The sequence below is a fragment of the Asanoa sp. WMMD1127 genome (assembly GCF_029626225.1).
Classification (GTDB): Bacteria; Actinomycetota; Actinomycetes; order Mycobacteriales; family Micromonosporaceae; genus Asanoa.
In genome coordinates this window covers 5767392-5789177 of sequence record NZ_JARUBP010000001.1, presented here as the reverse complement: position 1 = coordinate 5789177, position 21786 = coordinate 5767392, and the positions used below count along the sequence as shown (strand labels likewise).

The following is a 21786-nucleotide window of genomic DNA, read 5'->3' as shown; positions in this document are numbered from 1 at the left end:
GCTCAGCTCATCAGCGGATATGGGATGAACGTGCTGCGGTTCTCGTCGAGATCGAGCCGGCGGCCGATCGGCGCGGCGGCCCGCTGGGGGCAGGTGAGTCGCTCGCACGTCTTGCAGCCCGGACCGATCGGAGTGGCGCCGTCGACGGCGTCGAGGTCCATTCCCGCGGAATAGACCAGGCGGCCGGCGTGCCGGATCTCGCAGCCGAGCCCGATCGCGAACGCCTTGCCCGGCTGACCGTAGCCGGCGTGCTGGTGGATGACCGTGCGAGCGATCCACAGGTAGCGCTGGCCGTCGGGCATCGCGGCGATCTGGGTGATCACCCGGCCGGGCGCGTTGAACGCCTCGTAGACGTTCCATAGTGGACACGTGCCGCCGGAGCGCGAGAACGGGAACCCGGTCGCCGACTGGCGTTTGGACATGTTGCCCGCCCGGTCGACCCGCACGAACGAGAACGGGACGCCGCGCGCCTTGGGCCGCTGGAGCGTCGACAGGCGGTGGCAGACGCTCTCCCAGCCCATCCCGAAGTGCTCGGTCAGCAGGCCGATGTCGTAGCGCATGCGCTCCGCGGCCGCCAGGAACGCCCCGTAGGGCAGAATCAGCGCGGCCGCGAAATAGTTGGCCAGCCCGACCCGCGTGAGAATCTGCGTCTGGACGTCGTCGAACTTCTCTTCCTCGATGATTTCGTCGATCGCATCGGCATATTCGAGCAACGCGATCTGCGCACCCATCCGAATTGCCTGCTGGCCCGGTCGCAATGACAGCGACAAATGCAACGTGCGGGACTGCGGTTGATAGCGGTGCAGGTCGCCGCCGAGCCGGCCGTGGTCCTCGCGGACGATCCGCACGCCGTGCCGCTGCGCCAGCCGGTCACGCAACGCCTCGATGATCTCGCCGCGGGCCGCGCCGATCCGGGCGGCCAGCTCCTCGGCGGCCTCGTCGAGCGCGGGGATGTAGTTCTGCCGGCGGTAGAAGAAGTCGCTGACCTGGTCGTGCGGGCTGCGGCCGGCGACCAGGTCACGGTCGCCGACGACCTCGGCCAGCTGGTCGTCGGTCTGCCGGTAGCGCCGGTAGAGGTCGATCACCGCCTCGGCCACCTCGGGCAGCTTGGTGGCGAGCTCGGTCAGGTCGTGCAGGCTGGCCCGGGTCGGCAGCGCCTCGCGCAGGTCGGCGACCAGCCGCGGCGTGTCGTGCGGCGCGAAGAACGCCGGGTCGACCCCGAACACCTCGGTGATCCGCATCAGCACCGGAACGGTCAGCGGCCGCGTGTCGTGCTCGATCTGGTTGAGGTAGCTCGGCGAGATGCCCAGCTGCCGCGCCAGGTCGATCTGGGACACGGCGCGATCCTCGCGCAGGCGGCGCAGGCGGGCGCCGGCAAAGGTCTTCGCCATAACCTCACCTCCCACACCTGTCGCGATGTTAGCACGTTGCCAATCGGCCATTCGCAACTTCGCAAAATGGGGGTGCGGACTTTTCAAGAATTGGCTGTTTCCGTGTCTCGCGCGCTCATTCCGCACTGTGCGACGGTGACCGGCAGGAGGCTTTTCGACGTAAGGAGTCGGCGATGACCATATCGGCGGAGCAGTTGCGGCAGGAGTGGGCGACCGCACCGCGCTGGCGTGGCGTGGAGCGCACCTACAGCGCGGACGACGTGGTCCGCCTGCGCGGCGCGATCCAGGAGGAGCACACGCTGGCCCGCCGGGGCGCCGAACGCCTCTGGACCCTGCTGCACGACGAGGACTACGTGCACGCGCTCGGCGCGCTCACCGGCAACCAGGCCGTGCAGATGGTGCGGGCGGGGCTCAAGGCGATCTACCTGTCCGGCTGGCAGGTCGCGGCCGACGCCAACCTGGCCGGCCAGACCTACCCGGACCAGAGCCTCTACCCCGCCAACTCGGTGCCCGCCGTCGTGCGCCGGATCAACAACGCGCTGCTGCGCGCCGCCCAGATCACCCACGCCGAGGGCAACGACGACACCGAGTGGCTGGCGCCGATCGTCGCCGACGCCGAGGCCGGCTTCGGCGGTGTCCTCAACGCCTACGAGCTGATGACCGCGATGATCACCGCGGGCGCGGCCGGCGTGCACTGGGAGGACCAGCTCGCCTCCGAGAAGAAGTGCGGCCACCTGGGCGGCAAGGTGCTGATCCCGACCGGCCACCACATCCGCACGCTGGAGGCGGCCCGGCTCGCGGCCGACGTCGCCGGGGTGCCGAGCCTGATCGTGGCCCGCACCGACGCGCACGCCGCGAACCTGCTCACCACCGACATCGACGAGCGGGATCAGCGGTTCCTGACCGGCGAGCGCACGGCCGAGGGCTTCTACCGGGTGCACGCCGGCATCGAGCCGTGCATCGCGCGCGGACTGGCGTACGCCCCGCACAGCGATCTGATCTGGATGGAGACCAGCACGCCGGACCTCGAGGAGGCGCGCACGTTCGCCGAGGCGATCAAGCAGCGCTATCCGGACCAGCTGCTGGCCTACAACTGCTCGCCGTCGTTCAACTGGCGCAAGCACCTGGACGACGCGACGATCGCCAAGTTCCAGCGGGAGCTCGGCCACATGGGGTACGCGTTCCAGTTCATCACCCTGGCCGGCTTCCACGCGCTCAACTACTCGATGTTCGACCTGGCGCGCGGCTACGCCGCCGACGGCATGCCGGCGTACGTGTCGCTGCAGGAGAAGGAGTTCGCCGCCGAGGAGCACGGCTACACCGCCGTCAAGCACCAGCGTGAGGTCGGTACCGGTTACTTCGACCTGATCAGCACGGTGCTGAACCCGGCCGGCGAGACCACCGCACTGCGCGGATCGACCGAAGAGGAGCAGTTCTGATGAGGATCGAGGTCCTGGGCAGCGGCTACGACGAGATCCTGGACCCGAAGGCGCTCGACTTCCTGGTCGCGCTCGACAGTGAGTTCGCCGGTCGCCGGGTGGCCCTGCTCGACACCCGGCGGGCCAGGCGGGCCCGCTACGCGGCGGGGCAGCTGCCGCACTTCCTGGCCGAGACGGCGCACATCCGCAAGGACGCGAGCTGGCGGGTGGCCCCGCCGGCGCCCGGGCTCGTCGACCGGCGGGTGGAGATCACCGGCCCGCCGGAGCGGAAGATGACCGTCAACGCGCTCAACTCCGGCGCCCGGGTGTGGCTGGCCGACTTCGAGGACGCGCTGGCGCCGACGTGGGACAACCTGATGCAGGGCCAGGCCAACCTGATCGCCGCCCTGGACGGTGAGCTGGACTTCACCGACCCGGCCTCCGGCAAGCGGTACGCCGTGGGCGGCGACCCGGCGACCATCGTGGTCCGGCCGCGCGGCTGGCACCTGGCCGAGAAGCACATCGTGGTCGACGGCCGGCCGATCTCGGCGAGCCTGGTCGACTTCGGGCTGCACTTCTTCCACTGCGCGCAGCGGCAGCTCGACGCCGGCAAGGGTCCCTTCTTCTACCTGCCCAAGCTGGAGAGCCACCGCGAGGCTCGACTGTGGAACGACATCTTCGTCTTCGCGCAGAACTACCTCGGCATCCCGCAGGGCACGATCAGGGCGACCGTGCTGATCGAGACCATCACGGCCGCGTTCGAGATGGACGAGATCCTGTGGGAGCTGCGCGACCACGCGGCCGGGCTCAACGCCGGCCGGTGGGACTACATCTTCAGCATCATCAAGCAGTTCGGCCAGCGCGCCGACTTCGTGCTGCCGGACCGCGCCGACGTGACGATGACCGTGCCGTTCCTGCGGTCCTACACGGAGCTGCTGGTGAAGACCTGCCACCGGCGCGGCGCGCACGCGATCGGCGGCATGGCCGCGTTCATCCCGAGCCGGGACCCGGCGGTCAACGAGACGGCGTTCGCCAAGGTGCGGGCCGACAAGGAGCGGGAGGCCGGCGACGGCTTCGACGGCTCGTGGGTCGCCCACCCGGGCCTGGTCGAGACGTGCGAGACGGCGTTCACCGCGGTGCTCGGCGACCGGCCGCACCAGCTCGACCGACGCCGCGACGAGGTGGCCGTCAACGCCGACGACCTGCTCGCCGTCGACCTGACACCGGGCGCGGTCACGGCGGCCGGGCTGCGGTCCAATGTGGCCATCGCGCTGCGCTACTTCGACGCGTGGCTGCGCGGCAACGGCGCCGCGGCCATCTTCGACCTCATGGAGGACGCGGCGACGGCCGAGATCGCGCGCTGCCAGGTGTGGCAGTGGGTGCACCACCGCACGCCGCTGTTCGAGGGCGGCGTCGTCACCGAGGACCTGGTGCGGTCCATCGTGGACGACGAAGAGGCCGGGCTGCGCCCCGCCGCCGCGCGGATCTTCCTGGAGACCGCGCTCGCCGAGGAGCTGCCGGCGTTCTTCACGCCCGACGCGTACGCCCGCTATCTGGTCTGACGCTTGCCGGTGACCCCGGCGACAGTGGCCCCGACGGACAACGGCAGCCGTCGGGGTCATTGCCGGTCGGCCTCGGCCGACTATGACCAGGGCAGCGACGCGCGGTGCTGCCAGTAGTCCGCCGGCGTCTCCGCCGCGGGCAGCGGCCCCGGGTCGGTCACGTCGAGGGCCCGCAGGTTGCTGGCGAGCTGGGCCGTGGTCGCCGCGCCGGAGAGGACCACGTCGACCCAGGGTTGGGCCAGCGCGTGCGCCAGCACGTCGGCGTCCCGGGCGGCGAGCCGGCCGTTGGCCACGGCCTCCTTGACGATCACGTGGCGGCCGGCCTCGTGGGCCTCGCGCAGCGCCGGCCCGGCGGACGGCTCGAGCGGGTTCCAGGTGGCCTGGAAGCTGTGGAACAGCGGCGCGCCGTCGACCTCGATCGCCAGGGCGGCCCGGATCGCGTCACCCTGCCGCGGGCCGCTGGTCGACACGCCGACGGTCACCCCTCGGGCGCCGAGGTCGGCGAGGTGGCGGTGCAACACGGGATCGGTCAGCGCGCTGCTCTCCGGCGTGAGCGAGTGGATCTGGTAGAGGTCGAGCCGGTCGCCGAGCAGCTGGCGGGTCTCGGCCACCTGACGGTCGAACGTACCGACGCTGTGGTCCTTGGTCTCGTGCACCTTGGCGTCGACCCGCCAGCCGGCCACGTAGGTGTAGCCCCACTTCGAGCCGACCACGACGTCGGGCCGGTCGTGCAGCCAGCTGGCGAGGAACTCCTCGGCCCGACCGTACGAGCGCGCGGCGTCGAAGTAGCGGATCCCGGCCGCGTACGCCGCGTCGAGAACCTCGTGCGTGCGGCGCCGCATGGCATCAACGGTGCGCTCGGCGGGCAGGTCCCGGTCGCGCCCGAGGTTGATGTAGCCGGGCCGCCCCAACGCCGCGAGCCCCAACCCCACCCGGCGGACCGGCGCCGTCAGATCCAGTCGATCAAAACCCACCCAGACAGCATGCCCTCTCCCGCCGCCGCCGCTGCTCAGACCCGCGGACCGCCACATGGCGTAGGGCATCCTAGGAAGGGTCAGCCCGGCAGGGCGTGGGCGATGTCGTTGGCGTGGTCGGTGATCGAGGCGCCGGTGGCCGTCGCGCGCAGCGGGAGGATCTCCAGGCAGCGGCGGACCGCCTGGCCCATCAGCGGGTTCGGGACGCGCAGCGAGACCGTGCAGTGCGGCACCCAGCGACCCGGGCGGTAGTGCTCCCAGACCTCGACCCCACCCGCCGCCAGGCGGTCGTGCACCGCCCGGTGGCGGTCCAGCAGCTCCGCGGTCGGCGTCACGCCCAGCCACAGCACCCGGCCGACGAACTGGCCCACGAAGTCCATCTCCAGCTCCAGCCCACGACCGACCGGGAAAGAGCCCAGGGCGTCGGCCACCGCCGCCGGTGACAGGCGCGACGCCGCCGCCAGCGAGACGTGCGGGCGGTGCTTCGAGTCCTGCAGCGACGCCAGCGTCGGTATCCCCTCCGCCTCGAGCGCCTGCCACAGCGCCCGCAGGCGGCGGGTGGCGTCGGTGTCGAGGTAGAGCTCGAGCGCCGCGACCATTCAGCCGGCCGCGGTGATCCGCACCAGCGTTCCGGCCGGAGTGCTCTCGATCTCCAAGGCGTGACTGGTCTGCTGGGCGATCCACAGGCCCATGCCGCCCGTCGACGACGGGATCGGGCGCTCGCGCCGGGCCAGGAAGTCGGCCGCCGGGAAGCCGCCGCCGTGGTCGCGTACCTCGCAGACCAGCCGGCCGTCGCCCAGCAGGCGCAGCATCCCGGTGCCGCCGCCGTGCCGGATCGCGTTGGTCATCACCTCGTTGACCGCGGCGATGAAGTCGTCGGCGGCCTCCTCGGTCATGCCGTGCCGCTCCGCCGCGTCGGCGACCCGGCGGCGCAGCGACGCCACCCCGGCCCGGTCGAACGCGGCGTCGACCAGGACCCGCGGCTCGGGCGCCGGCGGCGGACCGATCCGGCGGATGGCCAGCAGGGCCGTGTCGTCGGACGGGCGTTCGGCGCCCACGGAGAGCATCAGCGCGGTGCAGACCTCGTCGGGCTCGCCGGGCCAGACCGTGGCGCGGAGCCGGTCGAGGCCGACGTCGATCGACTCGCGCCGGCGCTCGATCAGCCCGTCGGTGTAGCAGACCAGCAGCGCGCCCGGCGGGAAGTCGACGACGGTGGTGCGCCGCCGCGTGCTCGGCCGGCCCATCCCCAGCGGCACGTCCGCCGGCGCGCGCAGCAGCTCGACGTGCCCGGCCGCGTCGACCAGCACCGGCCTCGGATGGCCGGCGACCGAGACGTGGATGCTGTCGCGCTCCGGCGGGATCATCGCGTAGAGCACGGTGGCCAGGTTGCCGGTCTCGAAATGGTGCACCTTCGCGTCGAGGTGCACGAGCGCGTCGGCCGGATCGGCACAGACCAGGGCGTACGCCCGCAGCGCGCTGCGCAGCCGGCCCATCACCACGGCGGACTGCAGGCCGTGGCCGGACACGTCGCCGACCACCACACCGAGCCAGCCGGAGGGCAGGGTGAACACGTCGTACCAGTCGCCGCCGACGCCGGAGTCGTGGCCCGGCAGGTAGCGGGCCGCCATCTCGACGCCCGGCACCTCGGCCAGGGCGGTCGGCAGCAGGCTGCGCTGGAGGGCGAGCGCGGTGTCGCGGTCGACGGTGCCGGCCCGGGTGTGCGTCGCGACGCTGGCCCGGTCGGCGACCATCTCCAGCAGGCGCACGTCGTCGGCGTTGAACGCCCGCGGCCGCATGCTGCCGACGTGGAGCACGCCGGCCAGCTCGCCGCCGCCGTAGATCGGCACCCCGAGCAGCGACCGGATGCCGCGCCCGCGGATCAGCGGGCTGGTGTCGCTCTCCTCGGTGGCGTCGTCGACGATCACCGGTTTGCGGTCGCGGGCGATCCGGCCGGCGAACCCCCGGCCCACGGGGACGCGCGCGCCGAGCCGGAACGACTCGTCGAGACCCGTCGCGGCGGAGGCGACCAGCTGCCGGGCGTGCGGGTCGAGCAGCAGGATCACCGCGGTGTCGACGTGCAGCAGGTCACGGATCCGCTCGAGCAGCTCCGCGAGCAGTTCGTCGACGTCGAGGTGGGAAAGGGCGGCGTCGGTGACGGCTTCGAGGCGCCGTAGGCGCTCGTCGCTGTCGGTGGCCGCTTCGATCACGCGCACAGCCTAACTCCGGAAGCGGTGGGGGGTGCGGCAGCGCACCCCCCACCGGACCCGGTCAGCTTCCGAACACTTCCAGGTTGAACAAGGAATAGCCGTACGCCGTACCCCGGGCGGTGCCGTAGATCCGGACATAGCGGCCGCTCGCGGAGAGGCCGGTGTTGTCGTCCTCGCCGCCGTTGCCGCCCGTCACCGTCCGGGCGACGGTCCAGGTGGTGCCGTTGGTCGAGGTCTCGATCCGGTACGCCGACCCGTACGCCGCCTCCCAGAGCAGCCGGACCCGGCTGATCGAGTAGGTCTGGCCGAGGTCGACCTGGATCCACTGCGGGTCACCGAACGCGCTCGACCACCGGGTGGTGGTGGAGGCGTCCACGGCCTGCGAGGCCGGGAACGCCGCGTTCTCGACGCTCGACGCCGTCGCCGGCTTGTTGAGCGCCACGTTGGTCGCCGTCGGAGGCTGGCCGCCACCGCCGTAGACCTCGAACGAGAACAGCGAGTAGCCCCAGGCGGTGCCGCGGGCCGTGCCGTAGATGCGCACGTAGCGGCCGCTGGCGTTCAGCCCGGTGTTGTCGTCCTCGCCGCCGTTGCCGCCCGTCACCGTCCGGGCGACGGTCCAGGTGGTCCCGTTGGTCGAGGTCTCGATCCGGTACGCCGACCCGTACGCCGCCTCCCAGAGCAGCCGCACGCGGTCGATCGCGTACGTCTGGCCCAGGTCGACCTGGATCCACTGCGGGTCGCCGAACGCGCTCGACCAGCGGGTGGTCGCCGAGGCGTCCACGGCCGCCGAGGCCGGGTAGGCGACCGCGTCCTCGGTGCTGGAGGCCGTCGCCGGCTTGTTCAGCGCCAGGTTGGTCCCGGTCGGCGGGGTGCCGCCGCTGGTGAACGCGAACGAGTCGACGTTGAACAGCGCCGCCCCGGCCCCGCCGGTGAACACCAGGAACAGCGGCCCGGACCCGGTGGGCGCGGTGATCGTGCCGCTGACCTCGGCGAACGTGTCGAACGAGCCCGTCGCCGCGACCGTGGCCGTGCCGACGACCGCGCCGGTGGCCGACCCCGAACGGAGCGTGATCGTGCCGCCACCGCCCGCCGGCGCCGACACCCGGGCGGTGAACCCGGTGGCCAGCCCGGACAGGTAGTACGGGTTGAACGAGATCCAGTCGCCGTTGGAGACGTTGCCGACCGCGCTGCCACCCTGGGCCGCGCTCGACGTCACGATGCTGACGCCCTGCTGGCCGCCGAAGTGCTCGGCCTGGCGCTGGCGCGGCTGGAGCACCACCGGGGTCGCGTTGATCGCCGTGGTCGACCCCGGCGGGGTGTACGCGGCGTTGATGATCCCGAAGATGTTCGCCGAGACGTCGTGCTCGCCGTCCACCGTCGTCTGGATGTTGCCCGAGCAGCCGTTGACGCTGGTGATCGGGTGGCCGTGCGAGTCGTGCCCGAGCACGTAGCTGACCGTGACCCGGGAACAGTCGATCGTCGGGTTGGCCGGGTCGGTCACGTTGACCGTGAACGGCACCTGGTCACCGAAGTTGAACAGGCGACCCGGCTGGGGCAGCGACACGCTGACCGTCGGGCCACCCACGCCGATCACCACGCTGGCCGTGGCGGTCGCGCCGGACGGGTCGCGCACGGTCAACGTCGCCGTGTACTGGCCGTTGGCGGTGTAGGTGAACGACGGGTTGGCCGCGGTCGAGTCCACCGAGCCGTTGGTCTGGAAGTCCCAGGCGTACGTCAGCGGGTTGCCGTCCGGGTCCGTGGAGCCGGCCGACGAGAACTGGACCGTCAGCGGGGCGTTGCCGCCCGTCGGGTTGGCCGACGCCACCGCGACCGGTGGCCGGTTGCCGCCGGTGACCTGGTACTCGATGCGGTAGACGGCCGAGTTGGCGTCGCCGCCGAACCAGCCGGTGCCGTAGTCGAGCACGTAGAGCGCACCGTCCGGTCCGAACTCGTAGTCCATCACCTGGGTGCCGGTCCAGGGGAAGTTCGTGATCGTGCCGGGCGTGCCGTTGGCGTTGATGTTGATCGTCTTGATGAACCGGCGGCCGAACTCGGTGGCGAAGAACTTCCCGTCGTACGAGGGCGGGAACTTCACCGACGAGTTGAGCGCGGCGTTGTAGCGGTAGACCGCGCCGCCCATCGGCGAGAGGCTACCGCAGCAGATGCCGGGCGGGTCCTGGCCGCCGCCGTAGGGCAGCCATGCCGCCCGCGACGCCGGCAGGGTGGTCAGGCCGGTGTTGTTGCGCGAGTTGTTGGTCGGGCCGCCCGCGCAGTTGTAGGTGCCCAGCGACGGTCCACTGGGGAACGTGTACTCGTGGTACGGCGTGTTGTAGTTGGAGCAGTACGGCCAGCCGTAGAAGCCGGGCTGGGTGATCCGCTCGTAGGAGACCGTGCCGGCCGGCCCGCGGTTGGGGTCGGCGGTGCCGGCGTCCGGCCCGTAGTCACCGAGGTAGACGATGCCGGTCGCCTTGTCGACGCTCATCCGGAACGGGTTCCGGAAGCCCATCGCGTAGACCTCGGGCCTGGTGTTGGCCGTGCCGGGGGCGAACATGTTGCCGGAGGGGATCGTGTAGCCGCCGGCCGCCGACGGCTTGATCCGCAGGACCTTGCCCCGCAGGTCGTTGGTGTTGCCCGAGGAGCGCTGCGCGTCGAAGGCCGGGTTGCGGTCGGCCCGCTCGTCGAGCGGCGCGTAGCCACCCGAGTCGAACGGGTTGGTGTCGTCACCGGTGGACAGATAGAGGTTGCCCGCCGCGTCGAAGTCGATGTCGCCGCCGACGTGGCAGCACTGGCCGCGGCTCGACGGCACCTCGATGACCGTCACCGCCGACGCCGGGTCGATGGTGTTGTCGGCCCGGACCGTGAAGCGGGCCAACCGGTTGACGCCGTTGAACGGCGCGAACTGCGCCGCCGTGCCGGTCGTCGGCGAGTCACCGGCCGGTGTGGACAGTGGTGGCGCGAAGTAGAGATAGACCCAGCGGTTCGTGGCGAACGCCGGGTCGGCCTTGATGCTCTGCAGGCCCTCCTCGTCGTGCGTGTAGACCGGCAGCGTCAGCGCCACCTTGGTGTTGCCGGCGGCGTCGGTGTAGCGGACCGTGCCGTCGCGCGAGGTGTGCAGCACGCCCCGGTCGGGCAGCACCGTCAGGCCCATCGGCTCACCGGTCTCGGCCACGCCCTTGGCCAGCGTCACCTGGGCGAACGAGCCCGGCGGGTCGACCGGGCCGGACCCTGTCGAGCAGTTTCCGGTGCCCTGGGCCGCGTACCGGATGCCGCCCAGGAGATGGTTGCGGAAGTTGGTGTCCGCGTAGCTCTCCTGGGTGTGGCCCATGCCGGTGTACCAGCTCCGGCCGCCGTCGTAGGCGCGGCACCAGACGATCGGGTGGTCGCCCATCCCGCCGCCGGTGTAGGTGGCCTCGTTGAGGTTGGCCAGCACGCGCACGTTGGACCGCGGGTTGGTGCGGTAGCTGTACCACTCGTCGGTGCGGACCCAGTTGGCCGGCAGGCCGGCCGTCGACGGGTGGGTGGCGTCTTCGATCCGCACCGTGGCCTGCTGGATCGCCGGGTGCTGCAGGAAGTAGGCGCCGACCAGGCTGCCGTACCAGGACCAGTCGTACTCGGTGTCCGCGGCGGCGTGCACGCCCGCGTAGCCGCCGCCGGCGCGGATGTACCCCTCGAACGCGGTCTGCTGGGCGGCGTTGAGCACGTCGCCCGTGGTGGACAGGAAGATGACGGCCTGGAATCTCGCCAGGTTGGCCGCCGTGAACGCCGTGGCGTCCTCAGTGGCCTCGACGGTGAAGTTGTTCTGCGCGCCCAGTTGCTGGATCGCGGCGATGCCCGCCGGGATCGAGTCGTGCCGGAACCCCGCCGTTTTGCTGAAGACCAGCACGGTGAAGTCGGCCGCGAGAGCGGGACTCGCCGGAATACCGACGAGAGTCGCTGCCACGAGGGCGACGCAGAGCAGCGCTCTGCGCAACATGATCGGACCTTTCTCATGGGGACGGTCATGAAGACGTGCGCCGACCACGCCGTGCCCACACGATGTCCGATAGAGCGCTCTCCGTCAATCCCTCAATATTCACCGAGGGCGTACGCGACCGCGGAGGCGAGGGTGTCCGCGGTGCCCCGCGCATAGGCCCGGGCGTAGGCGCGGGTGTCGAGGGTGAAGGCCCGAGCCGGCCAGGGCGGCACATATGCCTGCATCCAGGCGGCGCCGGCCCGGGTCTGCAGCTTCTGCGCCACGGCCGCCAGCCGGACGGCCCGCTCCTCGTCGCCGACCAGCACGGCCAGGTCCGCGAACGCGGCGAGGTAGAGCGCCGCCCCCGCCTCGTCGCGCGCGTCCGCCGACTCCTGCAGGCCGGCCGCCAGGTATTCGGCCGCGCGTTCCTGGTCGCCCTCCGTCGTCGCGGTGACGGCCAGGCTGTAGAGCGCCACGACCGCGCCGAGGTGGTCGTTGGTCTCCCGGGCGACCCGCAGGCCGTCGGCGAACTGCTCGGTCGCCGCGGCGTAGTCGCCCTGCGTGAGCGGGATCGTCCCGAGCCGGGTGTGGTAGAGCCCGGCCATCCAGTGCTCGCCGAGCCCCTCGCTGATCCGCCTCGTCTCCTCGAGCAGCTCGCGGGCCTGCTCCCAGTCGCCGCGGGCGAGCGCCAGCTGGCCCAGCATCCCGGTCGTGCGGGCGGTCACGTCCTGCTCGCCGAGCTCGCGCAGCATCGGCAGGAGCCGTTCGAGGGTGGGCCGGGCGTGGGTGTGGTCGCCGCTGATGAACGCCAGCGCGCCCTCGCCGAACAACACGTGGGCGTACGCCCTGGGCGACAGCGAGTCGGCGTGCTCGAGCATCCGGCCGATGGTCCGGGCGCCCTCCTCGGCGTGGCCGCGCAGCCACCACAGTGGCCACAGCATCCAGCCCAGCCGCACCGCCTCTTCCATCTGGTCCGTCAGCAGGAACCAGTTCATCGCGGCCCGCAGGTTGGCGTGCTCGACCTCGAGCCGGTGCACGGCCTCGGGATCGGTGGAGATCTGCCCGACCCGGGGCGACGTGTGCTCGGCGAAGTCCAGGAAGTAGCGGGCGTGCCGGTCGCAGACCTCGCGCCAGTCGGCGGCCTCGTGCAGCTTCTCCAGCGCGTACTCCCGGATGACGCCGAGCACCGCGAACCGGGGCTCCTGGTCGCCGGCCTGGGTGACCAGGCTGCTCTCGATCAGCGCGCCGAGCGCCTCCAGCCCGGCGCCGGGCTCGGTGAGGCCGGCGACCGCGCGGGCCGCGTCGAGGTCGAACGGGCTCGCGAGGACGCCGAGGCGGGCGAAGACCTCCTGCCCCTCGGCCGGCAGCAGGTGGTAGCTCCAGGCGATGGTGTCGCGCAGCGTGCGCTGCCGGGCGGGCAGGTCGCGGGGGCCGCCGGCCAGCGTGCCGAGCCGGCCGCCGAACCGGTCGAGCAGGCCCTGCGGGGTCAGCACCCGCACCTTGGCCGCGGCGAGCTCGATCGCCAGCGGCAATCCGTCGAGCCGGCGGACGATCTCGACGATCGCCGCGGCGTTCTCGGGGCCCACCGCGAAGTCGGACGCCACCGCCCGGGCCCGCTCGACGAACAGCCGGGCGGCGCCGTCGCCCCGGATCGCTCCTTCGGGGTCGTCGTCGGGGCCGGGCACCGGCAGCGGCGGGACGTCGAAGACGTGCTCCCCGGTCAGCCGCAGCGGCACGCGGCTGGTGGCCATGACGGAGACGCCGCGGGCCGCGTTGAGCATCGTGCCGATCAGCGGCGCGGCGTCGACCAGGTGCTCCCAGTTGTCGATCAGCAGGAGCAGCTCGCGGTCGCGCAGGTAGGTCACGATGTCGTCGACCGCCGGCCGGTTCGGCATGGTGCGCAGGCCCAGCGCGTGGGCCAGCGCGGGCGGCACCAGCTCGGGCTCGGGGACCGCGGACAGGTCGACGAACCGCACGCCGTCGGCGAACATGGACCGCAGAGACGCGGCGCACTCCACGGCGAGCGAGGTCTTGCCGACGCCGCCCGGCCCGATCAGCGTGACGAGGCGCACATCGCCGGTCAGCAGCTCGCGCAGGCGCTCCCGCTCGGCGGTCCGGCCGTAGAGCCGGCCCGGGCGCACGGGCAGGTCCTCGCCGACGGCCGGTGGCTCGGGCGGGTTGAACCGCTCGGTCAGCAGCAGGGCGACGTCCTCGCCGACGACCCGCCGCAGCTCGTCGGCCGTGCGGAAGTGCCGGTAGCTGACCTGGGCGTCGTCGCGGATCCGGTCGAGCAGCGCACCCAGGCGCGGGTCCCGCTCGGGCGCGGGCGACTTGACGTAGATCAGTTTCGGCAGGTCACCGGCGAGGTCGAACTCCTCCTCGATCGCCGGGTGGAAGCGCTCCGAATAGATGCCGACGAACACCTGGCTGGGCTCGATGTAGTCGCGGTAGACGTCGCCTGAGGCCGGCTCGCGGGCGCGGGCACCCAACTCGAACATCACCGGCACCAGCCGCATCCGGGCGATCGCGTCGCGGACGGCGAGCCGCTCGGGTTCGAGCTCGTCGAGCGCCGACGAGACGAAAACCCGCAACCGGCGATCCGGCGTACGGGTGACGAAGGCGGCCTCGTCCGTGCTGCCCTGAAGAACCATGTCGCCCCATCCCCCCGTTCGAGGCGCACTCACATTACCCCGATTTGGGGTATTTATCCATTCGCTGTGATCATTGCCGCTGCCCGTCGATCCGTCCACAGTGGTCACAGCGGGCGGTGTACGGTCGGGAGATGCGCATTCCTACCGCGGTCATCACCGCCGGTTCGCTCATCGGTGGGTGGCAGCTGGCGCGGCAGACCGGCGTCCGGCCGCTCGGCGGGGCCGTGCTCGCCGCGGGCGGGGTGCTGGCCGGTCGCGAGTGGGCCCGGCGGACCAGCCCCGCCGTGACCGGGGCGCTCGTGGCCACGTACGTCGGCGCCTTCGGGCTCTCCCATCCCCTCGCCAGGCGGATCGGTTCGTGGCCCTCGGTGCTGGCGGTGTCGGCCCTGACCGCGGCCGCCTCCTACGTCGCCGCCGATCGGCGCCCGCCGCGCGGCTGACCCGCGACGCGCCGGTTGATTTCCGGCACTCATGCCGGAGCAGTAGAGTGCGCCGGTGCGCATGACCAGCCGACTGCTGCAGATTTTGCCCGCGCCGCTGCGAAAGCAGGTGTTCCGGCGCCGCGAGGCGGTCAAGTTCATCGCCGTCGGCGGGTTCTGCTGGGCGCTCACCGCGGTCATCAACTACGCGCTCAAGGTGACCGTCTTCGCCAGCAAGCCGGTGACGGCGCTGACCGTCGCGACCGTCATCGCCGCGTTCGTGTCCTACGCGCTCAACCGCGAGTGGACCTTCCGCACCCGGGGCGGCCGGCGGGCGCACCACGAGCTCGGCCTCTACATCCTGATCAACGCGGTCGGCATCGCGCTCAACTCGGCGCCGCTCTATCTGGCGCGGTACGCGTTCCAGCTGCAGACCCCGCACATCTCGCGCACCGCCCAGGAAGTCTCCGACTTCGCCTGGGGCATGATCATCGGCACGCTGCTGGCCATGGTGTTCCGGCTGTGGGCCTACCGCAAGTGGGTCTTCCCGCAGACCGACGCCCGGCCGGCCGCCCGGCGGGGCCGCAAGGTCGCCCGCGTCAGCTTCGGCGCGGAGGACTCCGACCGCAAGGTCGCGTAGGCCGAGGGGCGCCGCTCGTGCGGCGCCCCTCGTGCGCTCAGCGCGGGTCGCGCCACATCGGGTAGAGCGACGGCCCTTCCGGCAGGTCGATCGTGCGCGGCAGGCGTGCGAAGCCCAGCCGCTCGTAGAGCGCGGCGTTGCGCAGGTTGCTCGCCTCGAGGTACGCCGGACGCCCGGCCGCGTCGAGCTCCGCCAGCCGGTGCCGGAGCAGCGCGGCGCCGACGCCGGCGCCCTGGTGCTCCGGGTGGACGGCGATGAACGGCAGGTACGCGTGGCTGCGGTCGTGCGGGTGACCGGCGGCCATCAGCTCGTCGAGCATCCCGACCCGCTTGAGTGTCTCCCCGTCGAGACCGGCCTCGAACGCGGCGCCCATCGACCCGTCGTCCTCCGGCTCCGGCGCGTCGACGTCCACGTCGAGCCAGAGCGCGAGTCCCTTGTGGTCGTCGACGGTCTCCGCCGTACCAGCGGCCAGGGCGAGGTCCACGAACGCGCCGAAGAACACGAGGTGCTCGGCGTGCCGCGTCGCCTCGTCCCGGAAGATCCAGTCGGCGATCGGATCGGCCATGAACGCCGCCGCGATGACCGACTTGAGGGCCGGCACATCGGTTGCCGAGGCGGGGCGTACACGAGGGGTTGTCGACACAAGCTCTCCTGTGGTGTCGGGGTGCGACAGTCGCGCGGAGACTAATGCGATCGGCTCGCGAAGAGCAATGTCGACGGTGGTGCGCAAGATCACTCTGCCCTGGCTCGCCCTACAGCGCTTCGAGGGTGACGCGTTCGGTGAGGGTGGCGATGGCTTCGGCGTGGCCCGTGCCGAGGCCGTGGCGGGTGACGTTGAGGGCGCCCGCGGCCGCGCCGGTGCGCACCGCGTCCCGCAGGTCGCCGTCGCGCGCCAGCACGGCGGCGACGCCGGCGGTCATCGAGTCGCCGGCGCCGCGCGGGTCGACCGCCTCCATCCGTGGCGCGGCGACGCGGTAGGGCTTCCCGTCGAGCATCGCCAGCGCGCCCGCGCCGGCCCGGCTGACCAGCGCGGACCCGGCGCCGTCGGCGCACAGCGACTCGAGCGCGGCGAGCAGGGCCGCTTCGGAGTCGTCGGCGGCGCGGCCGTCGGCGATCAGCTCCTCGTGGCTGACCTTGACGAACGCCGGCCGTCCGGGCAGCGCGGCGCTCAGGTAGTCGCCCGACAGGTCGATCACCACCCGCCCGCCGTGGGCGCCCAGGTCGGTGGCCAGCCGCCGGTAGAGGTCCGCGTCGACGATCGACGGGTCGGACGGTCCGGACAGCACGCTGACCGGGGTACGCAGCCCCGCGGCGAGCGCCACGTCGTAGACCTCGTCCATGTCGTGGCGGCTGAGCGGGTGCCCCGGCACGTCGGCGATCTCCTCCCGCTGCCCCGCCCGCCGGTCGTGGATGTAGCCGCCGCTGCTCATCTCGCGTTCGACCACCCGCAGGTCCACGTCCTCGGCGGCGAGCAGCGGCCGGAGCACACGGCCGAGCTCGCCGCCCAGCGTCGTGCAGAAGACCACCTCGACGCCGAGGTTGACCAGCATGCGGGCCTGCCACACACCCTGACCACCCGGATGCACGTGGATCTCGACGTGGTCGGCGGGCTGCTCGACGGTAATCGTCAGCTGCGGCGCCGGCGCGAACACCATGACCCGGTCATCACCCATGCCTCCAAGCTTGCCCACCGGCAAGCAGCCTGACCAACGAACTGGGTGAACATCCGGCAAAGTAGTGAACCGTGATGATCCGACAAAGCCGGCCGGCCGACGTCGAACGGCTCGAGCAGACCATGCCCACGGGCCCGAGCCGCTTCCACGAGGCCCGCTACGGCCGCCAGGCCGACGGGCTGAGCACCTTCCTGGTCGCCGAGATCGACGGCGTACTGGTCGGTTGCGGCGAGGTCCTGTGGGCGGGTGCGAAGGAGCCGGCGGTACGGGAGCGGATCCCGGACTGCCCGGAGATCAACGGCCTGGCGGTCGCCCCGGGCCGGCAGTCGCAGGGCATCGGCACGGCCTTGGTCCGCGCGGCCGAGGCGCTCGCCGCGGAGCGCGGCCACCACCGCGTCGGCCTGGGCGTCGACGACCACAACCCCCGAGCGGCGGCGTTGTACGCCCGCCTCGGCTACACCGACCCGAACTGCCGCTACGTGGACCACTACAGCTACGTGGACGAGGCCGGCACCCGCCACGAGGTGGCCGACCCGTGCCGCTTCCTCGTGAAGGACCTCGGCCGATGACCGGATCGGGGCACCACGGAGTTTGACCTTCCGAAACGCGGGTAGCCCGGCCCCGGACGTGCAATAGCTGACGAAAGGGCCGGATACGTGGAAGCGCGCAAAGCCACCGAAAAGGTCAAGGGCGCCGTGGAGGCCGCCGCGTCGAAGGTGGCCGAGATACTGACCGACAAGGTGCCGGGGGCGCCCGGCAGCGAGCCGCCGACGGTCGACGAGCCGACCGCGCCGCGTGACCCGTTGCCGCCCAAGCACGAGCACGGCACGCCGGAGAACCGCACCCCGACCGGGGCCGAGTACGGCTCGCCGCCGACCGTCAACGCCCAGCACGGCGAATACCTCACCACCGCGCAGGGGGCCCGGCTCCGCGACACCGACCACTCCCTCAAGGCCGGCCCGCGCGGCCCGATCCTCCTTCAGGACCACCACTTCCGCGAGAAGATCACGCATTTCGACCACGAGCGGATTCCCGAGCGGGTCGTGCACGCGCGCGGCGCCGGGGCGCACGGGGTGTTCACCGCCTACGGCAGCGCCGCCAACGTCACCCGGGCGCGCTTCCTGCAGGAGGGCGTGGAGACACCGGTCTTCGTCCGCTTCTCCACCGTCCTCGGCTCGCGGGGCTCGGCCGACACCGTCCGTGACACCCGCGGCTTCGCGACGAAGTTCTACACCGACGAGGGCACCTTCGACCTGGTCGGCAACAACATCCCGGTCTTCTTCATCCAGGACGCGATCAAGTTCCCCGACATCATCCACGCCGGCAAGCCGCACCCGGACCGGGAGATCCCGCAGGCGCAGAGCGCGCACGACACGTTCTGGGACTTCGTCTCCCTGCACACCGAGGCGCAGCACCACACGATGTGGAACATGTCCGACCGCGGCATCCCCCGCTCGTACCGGACGATGGAAGGTTTCGGCGTGCACACCTTCCGGCTGGTCAACGAGGCGGGTGAGACCACGCTGGCCAAGTTCCACTGGAAGCCCAAGCTCGGCGTGCACTCGCTGACCTGGGAGGAGGCGCAGATCGCGGCCGGCGTCGACCCGGACTTCCACCGGCGCGACCTCTACGATGCCATCGAGGCCGGCGCGTTCCCCGAGTGGGAGCTGGGGCTGCAGTTGCTGCCGGACACGCCCGAGGAGACGTTCGCGGGGATCGACCTGCTCGACCCGACCAAGATCGTGCCCGAGGAGCTGGCGCCGGTGCAGGCCGTCGGCCGGCTCGTGCTCAACCGGGTGCCGAGCAACTTCTTCGCCGAGACCGAGCAGGTCGCGTTCCACCTGGGCCACCTGCCGCCGGGCATCGACGTGACCAACGACCCGCTGCTGCAGGGCCGGCTGTTCTCCTATCTGGACACCCAGCTGACCCGTCTGGCCGGTCCGAACTTCCACCAGATCCCGATCAACCGCCCGCACGCGCCGGTCAACGACATGCTCCGCGACGGCTTCCACCAGCAGGCCGTGCACTCGGGCGTGGCGCCGTACCGGCCGAACTCGCTCGACGGCGGCAACCCGTTCACGGCCGGCGACGCCGAGCACGCGTTCCTCGACGTGCCGGTGGTCGTCGCCGAAGCGCCCAAGGTGCGCGCGAACCCGGTGTCCTTCGACGACCACTACAGCCAGGTGCGGCTCTTCTGGCGCAGCATGTCGCCGGTCGAGAAGGAGCACATCATCCGGGCGTACGCGTTCGAGCTCGGCAAGTGCTACGAACAGGCGATCAAGGAGCGCCAGCTGCGTTGCCTGGCCAACATCGACCCGGTGCTGTGTTCGCAGGTCGCGACCGCCCTCGGCCTGCCGGCGCCCGAGCCGACGGTGCCCCTGGCCGACGTCGAGCCGAGCCCGGCGCTGTCGCAGGTCGGCCAGGAGTGGCCGCCGGACGGCCGGATCGTGGGCATCGTCGTCGACACCGACGCGGACCTGAGCGAGGTGGCGAGCGTACGCCGGGACGTGTTCGCCGCCGGCATGGTGCCACTGCTGATCGCGCCGCACGGCGGCATGGTCGGCGACCTGCCGGTCCAGCGCACGTTCGCGACCGCCCGGTCGATCGAGTTCGACGCGCTCCTGCTGGCCACCGCGCCGGTGCCCGCGCCGGACGCCCTGCCGGCCCGCGACGACAAGGCCGGCGCCCCGGGCTCGCCGCTGCTCGACCCGCGGGTCTCGTTGCTGATCGACGAGTGCTGGCGGCAGGCGAAGGCGATCGGCGCGTGGGGTCCCGGCCGGGCCGCGCTCGACCTGGCCGACGTCGCCGAGGCGCCCGGGGTGGTCGGCGCGGAGACGGGCGCCGACGCGCTCACGGCCGTGTCGGCGCTGATGGCCAAGCACCGCGTCTGGGACCGGTTCCTGGCGACGGTCGCCTGAGTCACGCAGGCAGCCGGGGCGGCGCGGCGATCGCGCCGCCCCGGCTCAGCCCCTGTGGCGCGCGTACAGGATCGCGATGTCGTCGTCGTGCTGGCCCTGGGTGAGGTCGACGATCAGCTTGTCGCACTCGTCCTCCGGGTTGGCCGCGGCCGCGAGGTCGCGCAGCCGCCCGACGAGCGCGTCCAGGCCGTCGTCGAGCACGCGCCGCCGGTCCTCGACCAGCCCGTCGGTGTAGAGGAACAGGCCGCTGCCGGGCGGGAACGCGATCTCGCGCTGCGCGTAGCGGTCACCGACGGCCAGCGGGATGCCGATGCGCTCCATCAGCAGCCGCACCTGCCCGTCGGGGTCGATCACCGCGGGCGGGAGGTGGCCGCCGCTGGCGTAGGTGAGCGTGCCGGCGGCCGGGTCGTGCACGGCGTACAGACAGGTGATGAAGTGGGCCCGCAGGCCCCGGGCGGTGCGGGACAGCAGCGTCATGACCTCGGCGGGCGGCAGGTCCAGCAGGGCGTACGCGCGGGCGGCCGTGCGGATCTGGCCCATCAGCGCGGCCGCGTGGACGCCGCGGCCCATCACGTCGCCGACGACGAAGGCGGTCCGCCCGCCGGACGCCAACGGGATCACGTCCATCCAGTCGCCCCCGACCTCGACGCCGGTCGCGGCGGGCAGGTAGCGGGACACGACCGTCATGCCCGGCACCTCGGGGAGGTCGGGCAGCATCGCCTGCTGCAGCGTCGCGGCCGTGCCACGCTGCCGGGCGTAGAGGCGCGCGTTGTCCATCGCGATCGCGGTGTGGCCGGCGATCCCCTCCGCCAGCCGCTCGTGCCGGTCGCTGAACCGGGCCGGTTCCGGGTGCCCGAAGAAGAACCCGCCGAGCACGTTGCCGGTGGACGGTGAGACCACCGAGACGGCGAGGTAGCTGCGCACGGGCAGGTGGCCGGCCGGCATGCCGTGGTGCGGCGCCATCCGCCCGTAGCGTGGATCGGCGACGATGTCGTCGCTGCGGACCGTGCCGCGTCCCTCGAACGTGTTGGCGAAGACCGCCGTGTTGCGGGGCATCGGGAACCGCGCGAACGCCTCGCGGGGCACGCCCGACAGCGTGTAGAGCATGTAGGACTCGCCGCGCTGGTCGGTGACGTTGTAGAAGAACGACCCGAAGCCGGCCTCGGTCGCCCGGGTGGCGGCGTCGGTGGCGGCCTGCACGAGGCTGGTCAGGTCGAGCTCGGCCGTCAGGTCGCGGCCGACCCGCTGCAGGGTCCCGACCAGCTCCGCCTCGGCCCGGGCCTGCGCGGCCATCAGGTCCACCCGGTCGGCCTCGGCGCGGGCGGTGTCGGTCAGCAGCGCCGCGAGATCGCTCCAGGCCTCGTCGCCCGGCTCCGCGAGCGCGGCGCGGAGCGCCACCCGGGCGTTGGCGGCGACGATGTCGAACCGGTGACCGATGCCCCACGGCAGCGGCACCCGCGCGAACGCCGCGACCGCGAAGAGCCGGCCACCGGGCAGCGCCGCGCCGAACCCGAACGCGGACACCGCGCCGTCGACGAGCAGCGGCTGGTCGTCGGTGGGGTGCGCGTGCACGACGGCGTGCCGTGGCGACACGGTGCGCGGCGCCGCCTCGGCCGCGGGGCCGAGGGTGGCGACGACCAGGTCGATCGGCGCCGGGTTGGCCGTCACCCGAACGGTGGCCATCTGCGGTGGCGCGTCGCCGGCGGCCGCGACGAGCGCCGGATCGGCCCCGGGCTCGCTGAGGTAGAGGCGCACCGACATCAACGCGAGGTCGGCGTCGTCGCCCACCAGGGCGGCGTGCAGGGCGTCGGCGACGGCGGCGCAGGCGGCGGCGAGGTCGGTCGCCGGGGTGGCGGCGGCGCGCAGGCCGGCGCCCAGGCGCAGCGCTTCGGCGAGCCCGAGCTCCGTGACGCGGAATGCCTCGATCACGTGCACCCCGCACCCTTCTCCAGTGCGACCCGATGGCACGGAAATTCTAGCG

Annotated in this window: 15 protein-coding genes; 6 read left to right on the top strand and 9 right to left on the bottom strand. The window is 72.3% G+C overall.

What is annotated here, in order from left to right; genetic code table 11:
* Nucleotides 1-2 precede the first annotated feature (2 nt).
* On the bottom strand, nucleotides 3-1391 hold the full coding sequence (locus O7635_RS27615; RefSeq protein ID WP_278083398.1) for a short-chain fatty acyl-CoA regulator family protein: 1389 nt from the start codon (nucleotides 1389-1391) through the stop codon (nucleotides 3-5).
* Nucleotides 1392-1564: 173 nt separating this feature from the next.
* Here O7635_RS27615 and aceA point away from each other — a divergent pair, with 173 nt between their 5' ends.
* Nucleotides 1565-2830 carry an isocitrate lyase gene (aceA, locus tag O7635_RS27610; protein WP_278083397.1) on the top strand — a complete coding sequence of 422 codons (1266 nt, stop codon included), beginning with the start codon at nucleotides 1565-1567 and terminating at the stop codon, nucleotides 2828-2830.
* On the top strand, nucleotides 2830-4371 hold the full coding sequence (aceB, locus tag O7635_RS27605) for a malate synthase A (protein WP_278083396.1): 1542 nt from the start codon (nucleotides 2830-2832) through the stop codon (nucleotides 4369-4371). Before aceA ends, aceB begins: the two co-directional genes overlap by 1 nt.
* Before the next feature lie 80 nt (nucleotides 4372-4451).
* Here the strand turns inward: aceB and O7635_RS27600 are convergent, their stop codons facing one another.
* The 5 genes from O7635_RS27600 to O7635_RS27575 form a co-directional block, all read right to left on the bottom strand.
* Nucleotides 4452-5345, bottom strand: a complete 894-nt coding sequence (locus O7635_RS27600; protein WP_278083395.1) for an aldo/keto reductase — start codon at nucleotides 5343-5345, stop codon at nucleotides 4452-4454.
* An 80-nt stretch (nucleotides 5346-5425) separates the two neighbouring features.
* The gene (locus O7635_RS27595) at nucleotides 5426-5944 is read right to left on the bottom strand and encodes a 2'-5' RNA ligase family protein (protein WP_278083394.1); all 519 of its coding nucleotides are present in this window, start codon (nucleotides 5942-5944) and stop codon (nucleotides 5426-5428) included.
* Entirely contained in the window at nucleotides 5945-7552 is a 1608-nt protein-coding gene (locus tag O7635_RS27590) for a SpoIIE family protein phosphatase (RefSeq protein WP_278083393.1), read from the bottom strand.
* A 61-nt stretch (nucleotides 7553-7613) separates the two neighbouring features.
* Nucleotides 7614-11525, bottom strand: coding sequence for a ThuA domain-containing protein (locus O7635_RS27580; protein ID WP_347405304.1), 3912 nt, complete (start codon nucleotides 11523-11525; stop codon nucleotides 7614-7616).
* A gap of 92 nt (nucleotides 11526-11617) precedes the next feature.
* The gene (locus O7635_RS27575; RefSeq protein WP_278083392.1) at nucleotides 11618-14155 is read right to left on the bottom strand and encodes a tetratricopeptide repeat protein; all 2538 of its coding nucleotides are present in this window, start codon (nucleotides 14153-14155) and stop codon (nucleotides 11618-11620) included.
* Nucleotides 14156-14286: 131 nt separating this feature from the next.
* Between O7635_RS27575 and O7635_RS27570 the strand changes: the two genes are divergently transcribed.
* Complete coding sequence (locus O7635_RS27570) at nucleotides 14287-14595, top strand: hypothetical protein (protein WP_278083391.1); 309 nt, start codon at nucleotides 14287-14289, stop codon at nucleotides 14593-14595.
* Between the two features lie 61 nt (nucleotides 14596-14656).
* Entirely contained in the window at nucleotides 14657-15214 is a 558-nt protein-coding gene (locus O7635_RS27565; protein WP_278083390.1) for a GtrA family protein, read from the top strand.
* A 37-nt stretch (nucleotides 15215-15251) separates the two neighbouring features.
* Here the strand turns inward: O7635_RS27565 and O7635_RS27560 are convergent, their stop codons facing one another.
* Together O7635_RS27560 and O7635_RS27555 are read right to left on the bottom strand one after the other, a co-directional pair.
* Complete coding sequence (locus tag O7635_RS27560) at nucleotides 15252-15857, bottom strand: N-acetyltransferase (protein WP_278083389.1); 606 nt, start codon at nucleotides 15855-15857, stop codon at nucleotides 15252-15254.
* A gap of 109 nt (nucleotides 15858-15966) precedes the next feature.
* Complete coding sequence (locus O7635_RS27555) at nucleotides 15967-16887, bottom strand: PfkB family carbohydrate kinase (protein ID WP_278083388.1); 921 nt, start codon at nucleotides 16885-16887, stop codon at nucleotides 15967-15969.
* A 74-nt stretch (nucleotides 16888-16961) separates the two neighbouring features.
* Here O7635_RS27555 and O7635_RS27550 point away from each other — a divergent pair, with 74 nt between their 5' ends.
* Both O7635_RS27550 and O7635_RS27545 read left to right on the top strand, forming a co-directional pair.
* Nucleotides 16962-17456: a GNAT family N-acetyltransferase gene (locus tag O7635_RS27550; protein WP_278085583.1), complete on the top strand. Its 495-nt coding sequence runs from the start codon at nucleotides 16962-16964 to the stop codon at nucleotides 17454-17456.
* A gap of 87 nt (nucleotides 17457-17543) precedes the next feature.
* Nucleotides 17544-19805, top strand: a complete 2262-nt coding sequence (locus O7635_RS27545) for a catalase (RefSeq protein WP_278083387.1) — start codon at nucleotides 17544-17546, stop codon at nucleotides 19803-19805.
* Between the two features lie 45 nt (nucleotides 19806-19850).
* Here the strand turns inward: O7635_RS27545 and O7635_RS27540 are convergent, their stop codons facing one another.
* Nucleotides 19851-21734, bottom strand: a complete 1884-nt coding sequence (locus tag O7635_RS27540; protein ID WP_278083386.1) for a GAF domain-containing SpoIIE family protein phosphatase — start codon at nucleotides 21732-21734, stop codon at nucleotides 19851-19853.
* Nucleotides 21735-21786: the final 52 nt, after the last annotated feature.

Bases quoted from the DNA above. Each gene is read 5' to 3' on its own strand.
- O7635_RS27615 (WP_278083398.1), bottom strand. From the start codon at position 1,391: ATGGCGAAGACCTTTGCCGGCGCCCGCCTGCGCCGCCTGCGCGAGGAT.
- aceA (WP_278083397.1), top strand. From the start codon at position 1,565: ATGACCATATCGGCGGAGCAGTTGCGGCAGGAGTGGGCGACCGCACCG.
- aceB (WP_278083396.1), top strand. From the start codon at position 2,830: ATGAGGATCGAGGTCCTGGGCAGCGGCTACGACGAGATCCTGGACCCG.
- O7635_RS27595 (WP_278083394.1), bottom strand. From the start codon at position 5,944: ATGGTCGCGGCGCTCGAGCTCTACCTCGACACCGACGCCACCCGCCGC.
- O7635_RS27580 (WP_347405304.1), bottom strand. From the start codon at position 11,525: ATGTTGCGCAGAGCGCTGCTCTGCGTCGCCCTCGTGGCAGCGACTCTC.
- O7635_RS27575 (WP_278083392.1), bottom strand. From the start codon at position 14,155: ATGGTTCTTCAGGGCAGCACGGACGAGGCCGCCTTCGTCACCCGTACG.
- O7635_RS27570 (WP_278083391.1), top strand. From the start codon at position 14,287: ATGCGCATTCCTACCGCGGTCATCACCGCCGGTTCGCTCATCGGTGGG.
- O7635_RS27565 (WP_278083390.1), top strand. From the start codon at position 14,657: ATGACCAGCCGACTGCTGCAGATTTTGCCCGCGCCGCTGCGAAAGCAG.
- O7635_RS27555 (WP_278083388.1), bottom strand. From the start codon at position 16,887: ATGGGTGATGACCGGGTCATGGTGTTCGCGCCGGCGCCGCAGCTGACG.
- O7635_RS27550 (WP_278085583.1), top strand. From the start codon at position 16,962: ATGATCCGACAAAGCCGGCCGGCCGACGTCGAACGGCTCGAGCAGACC.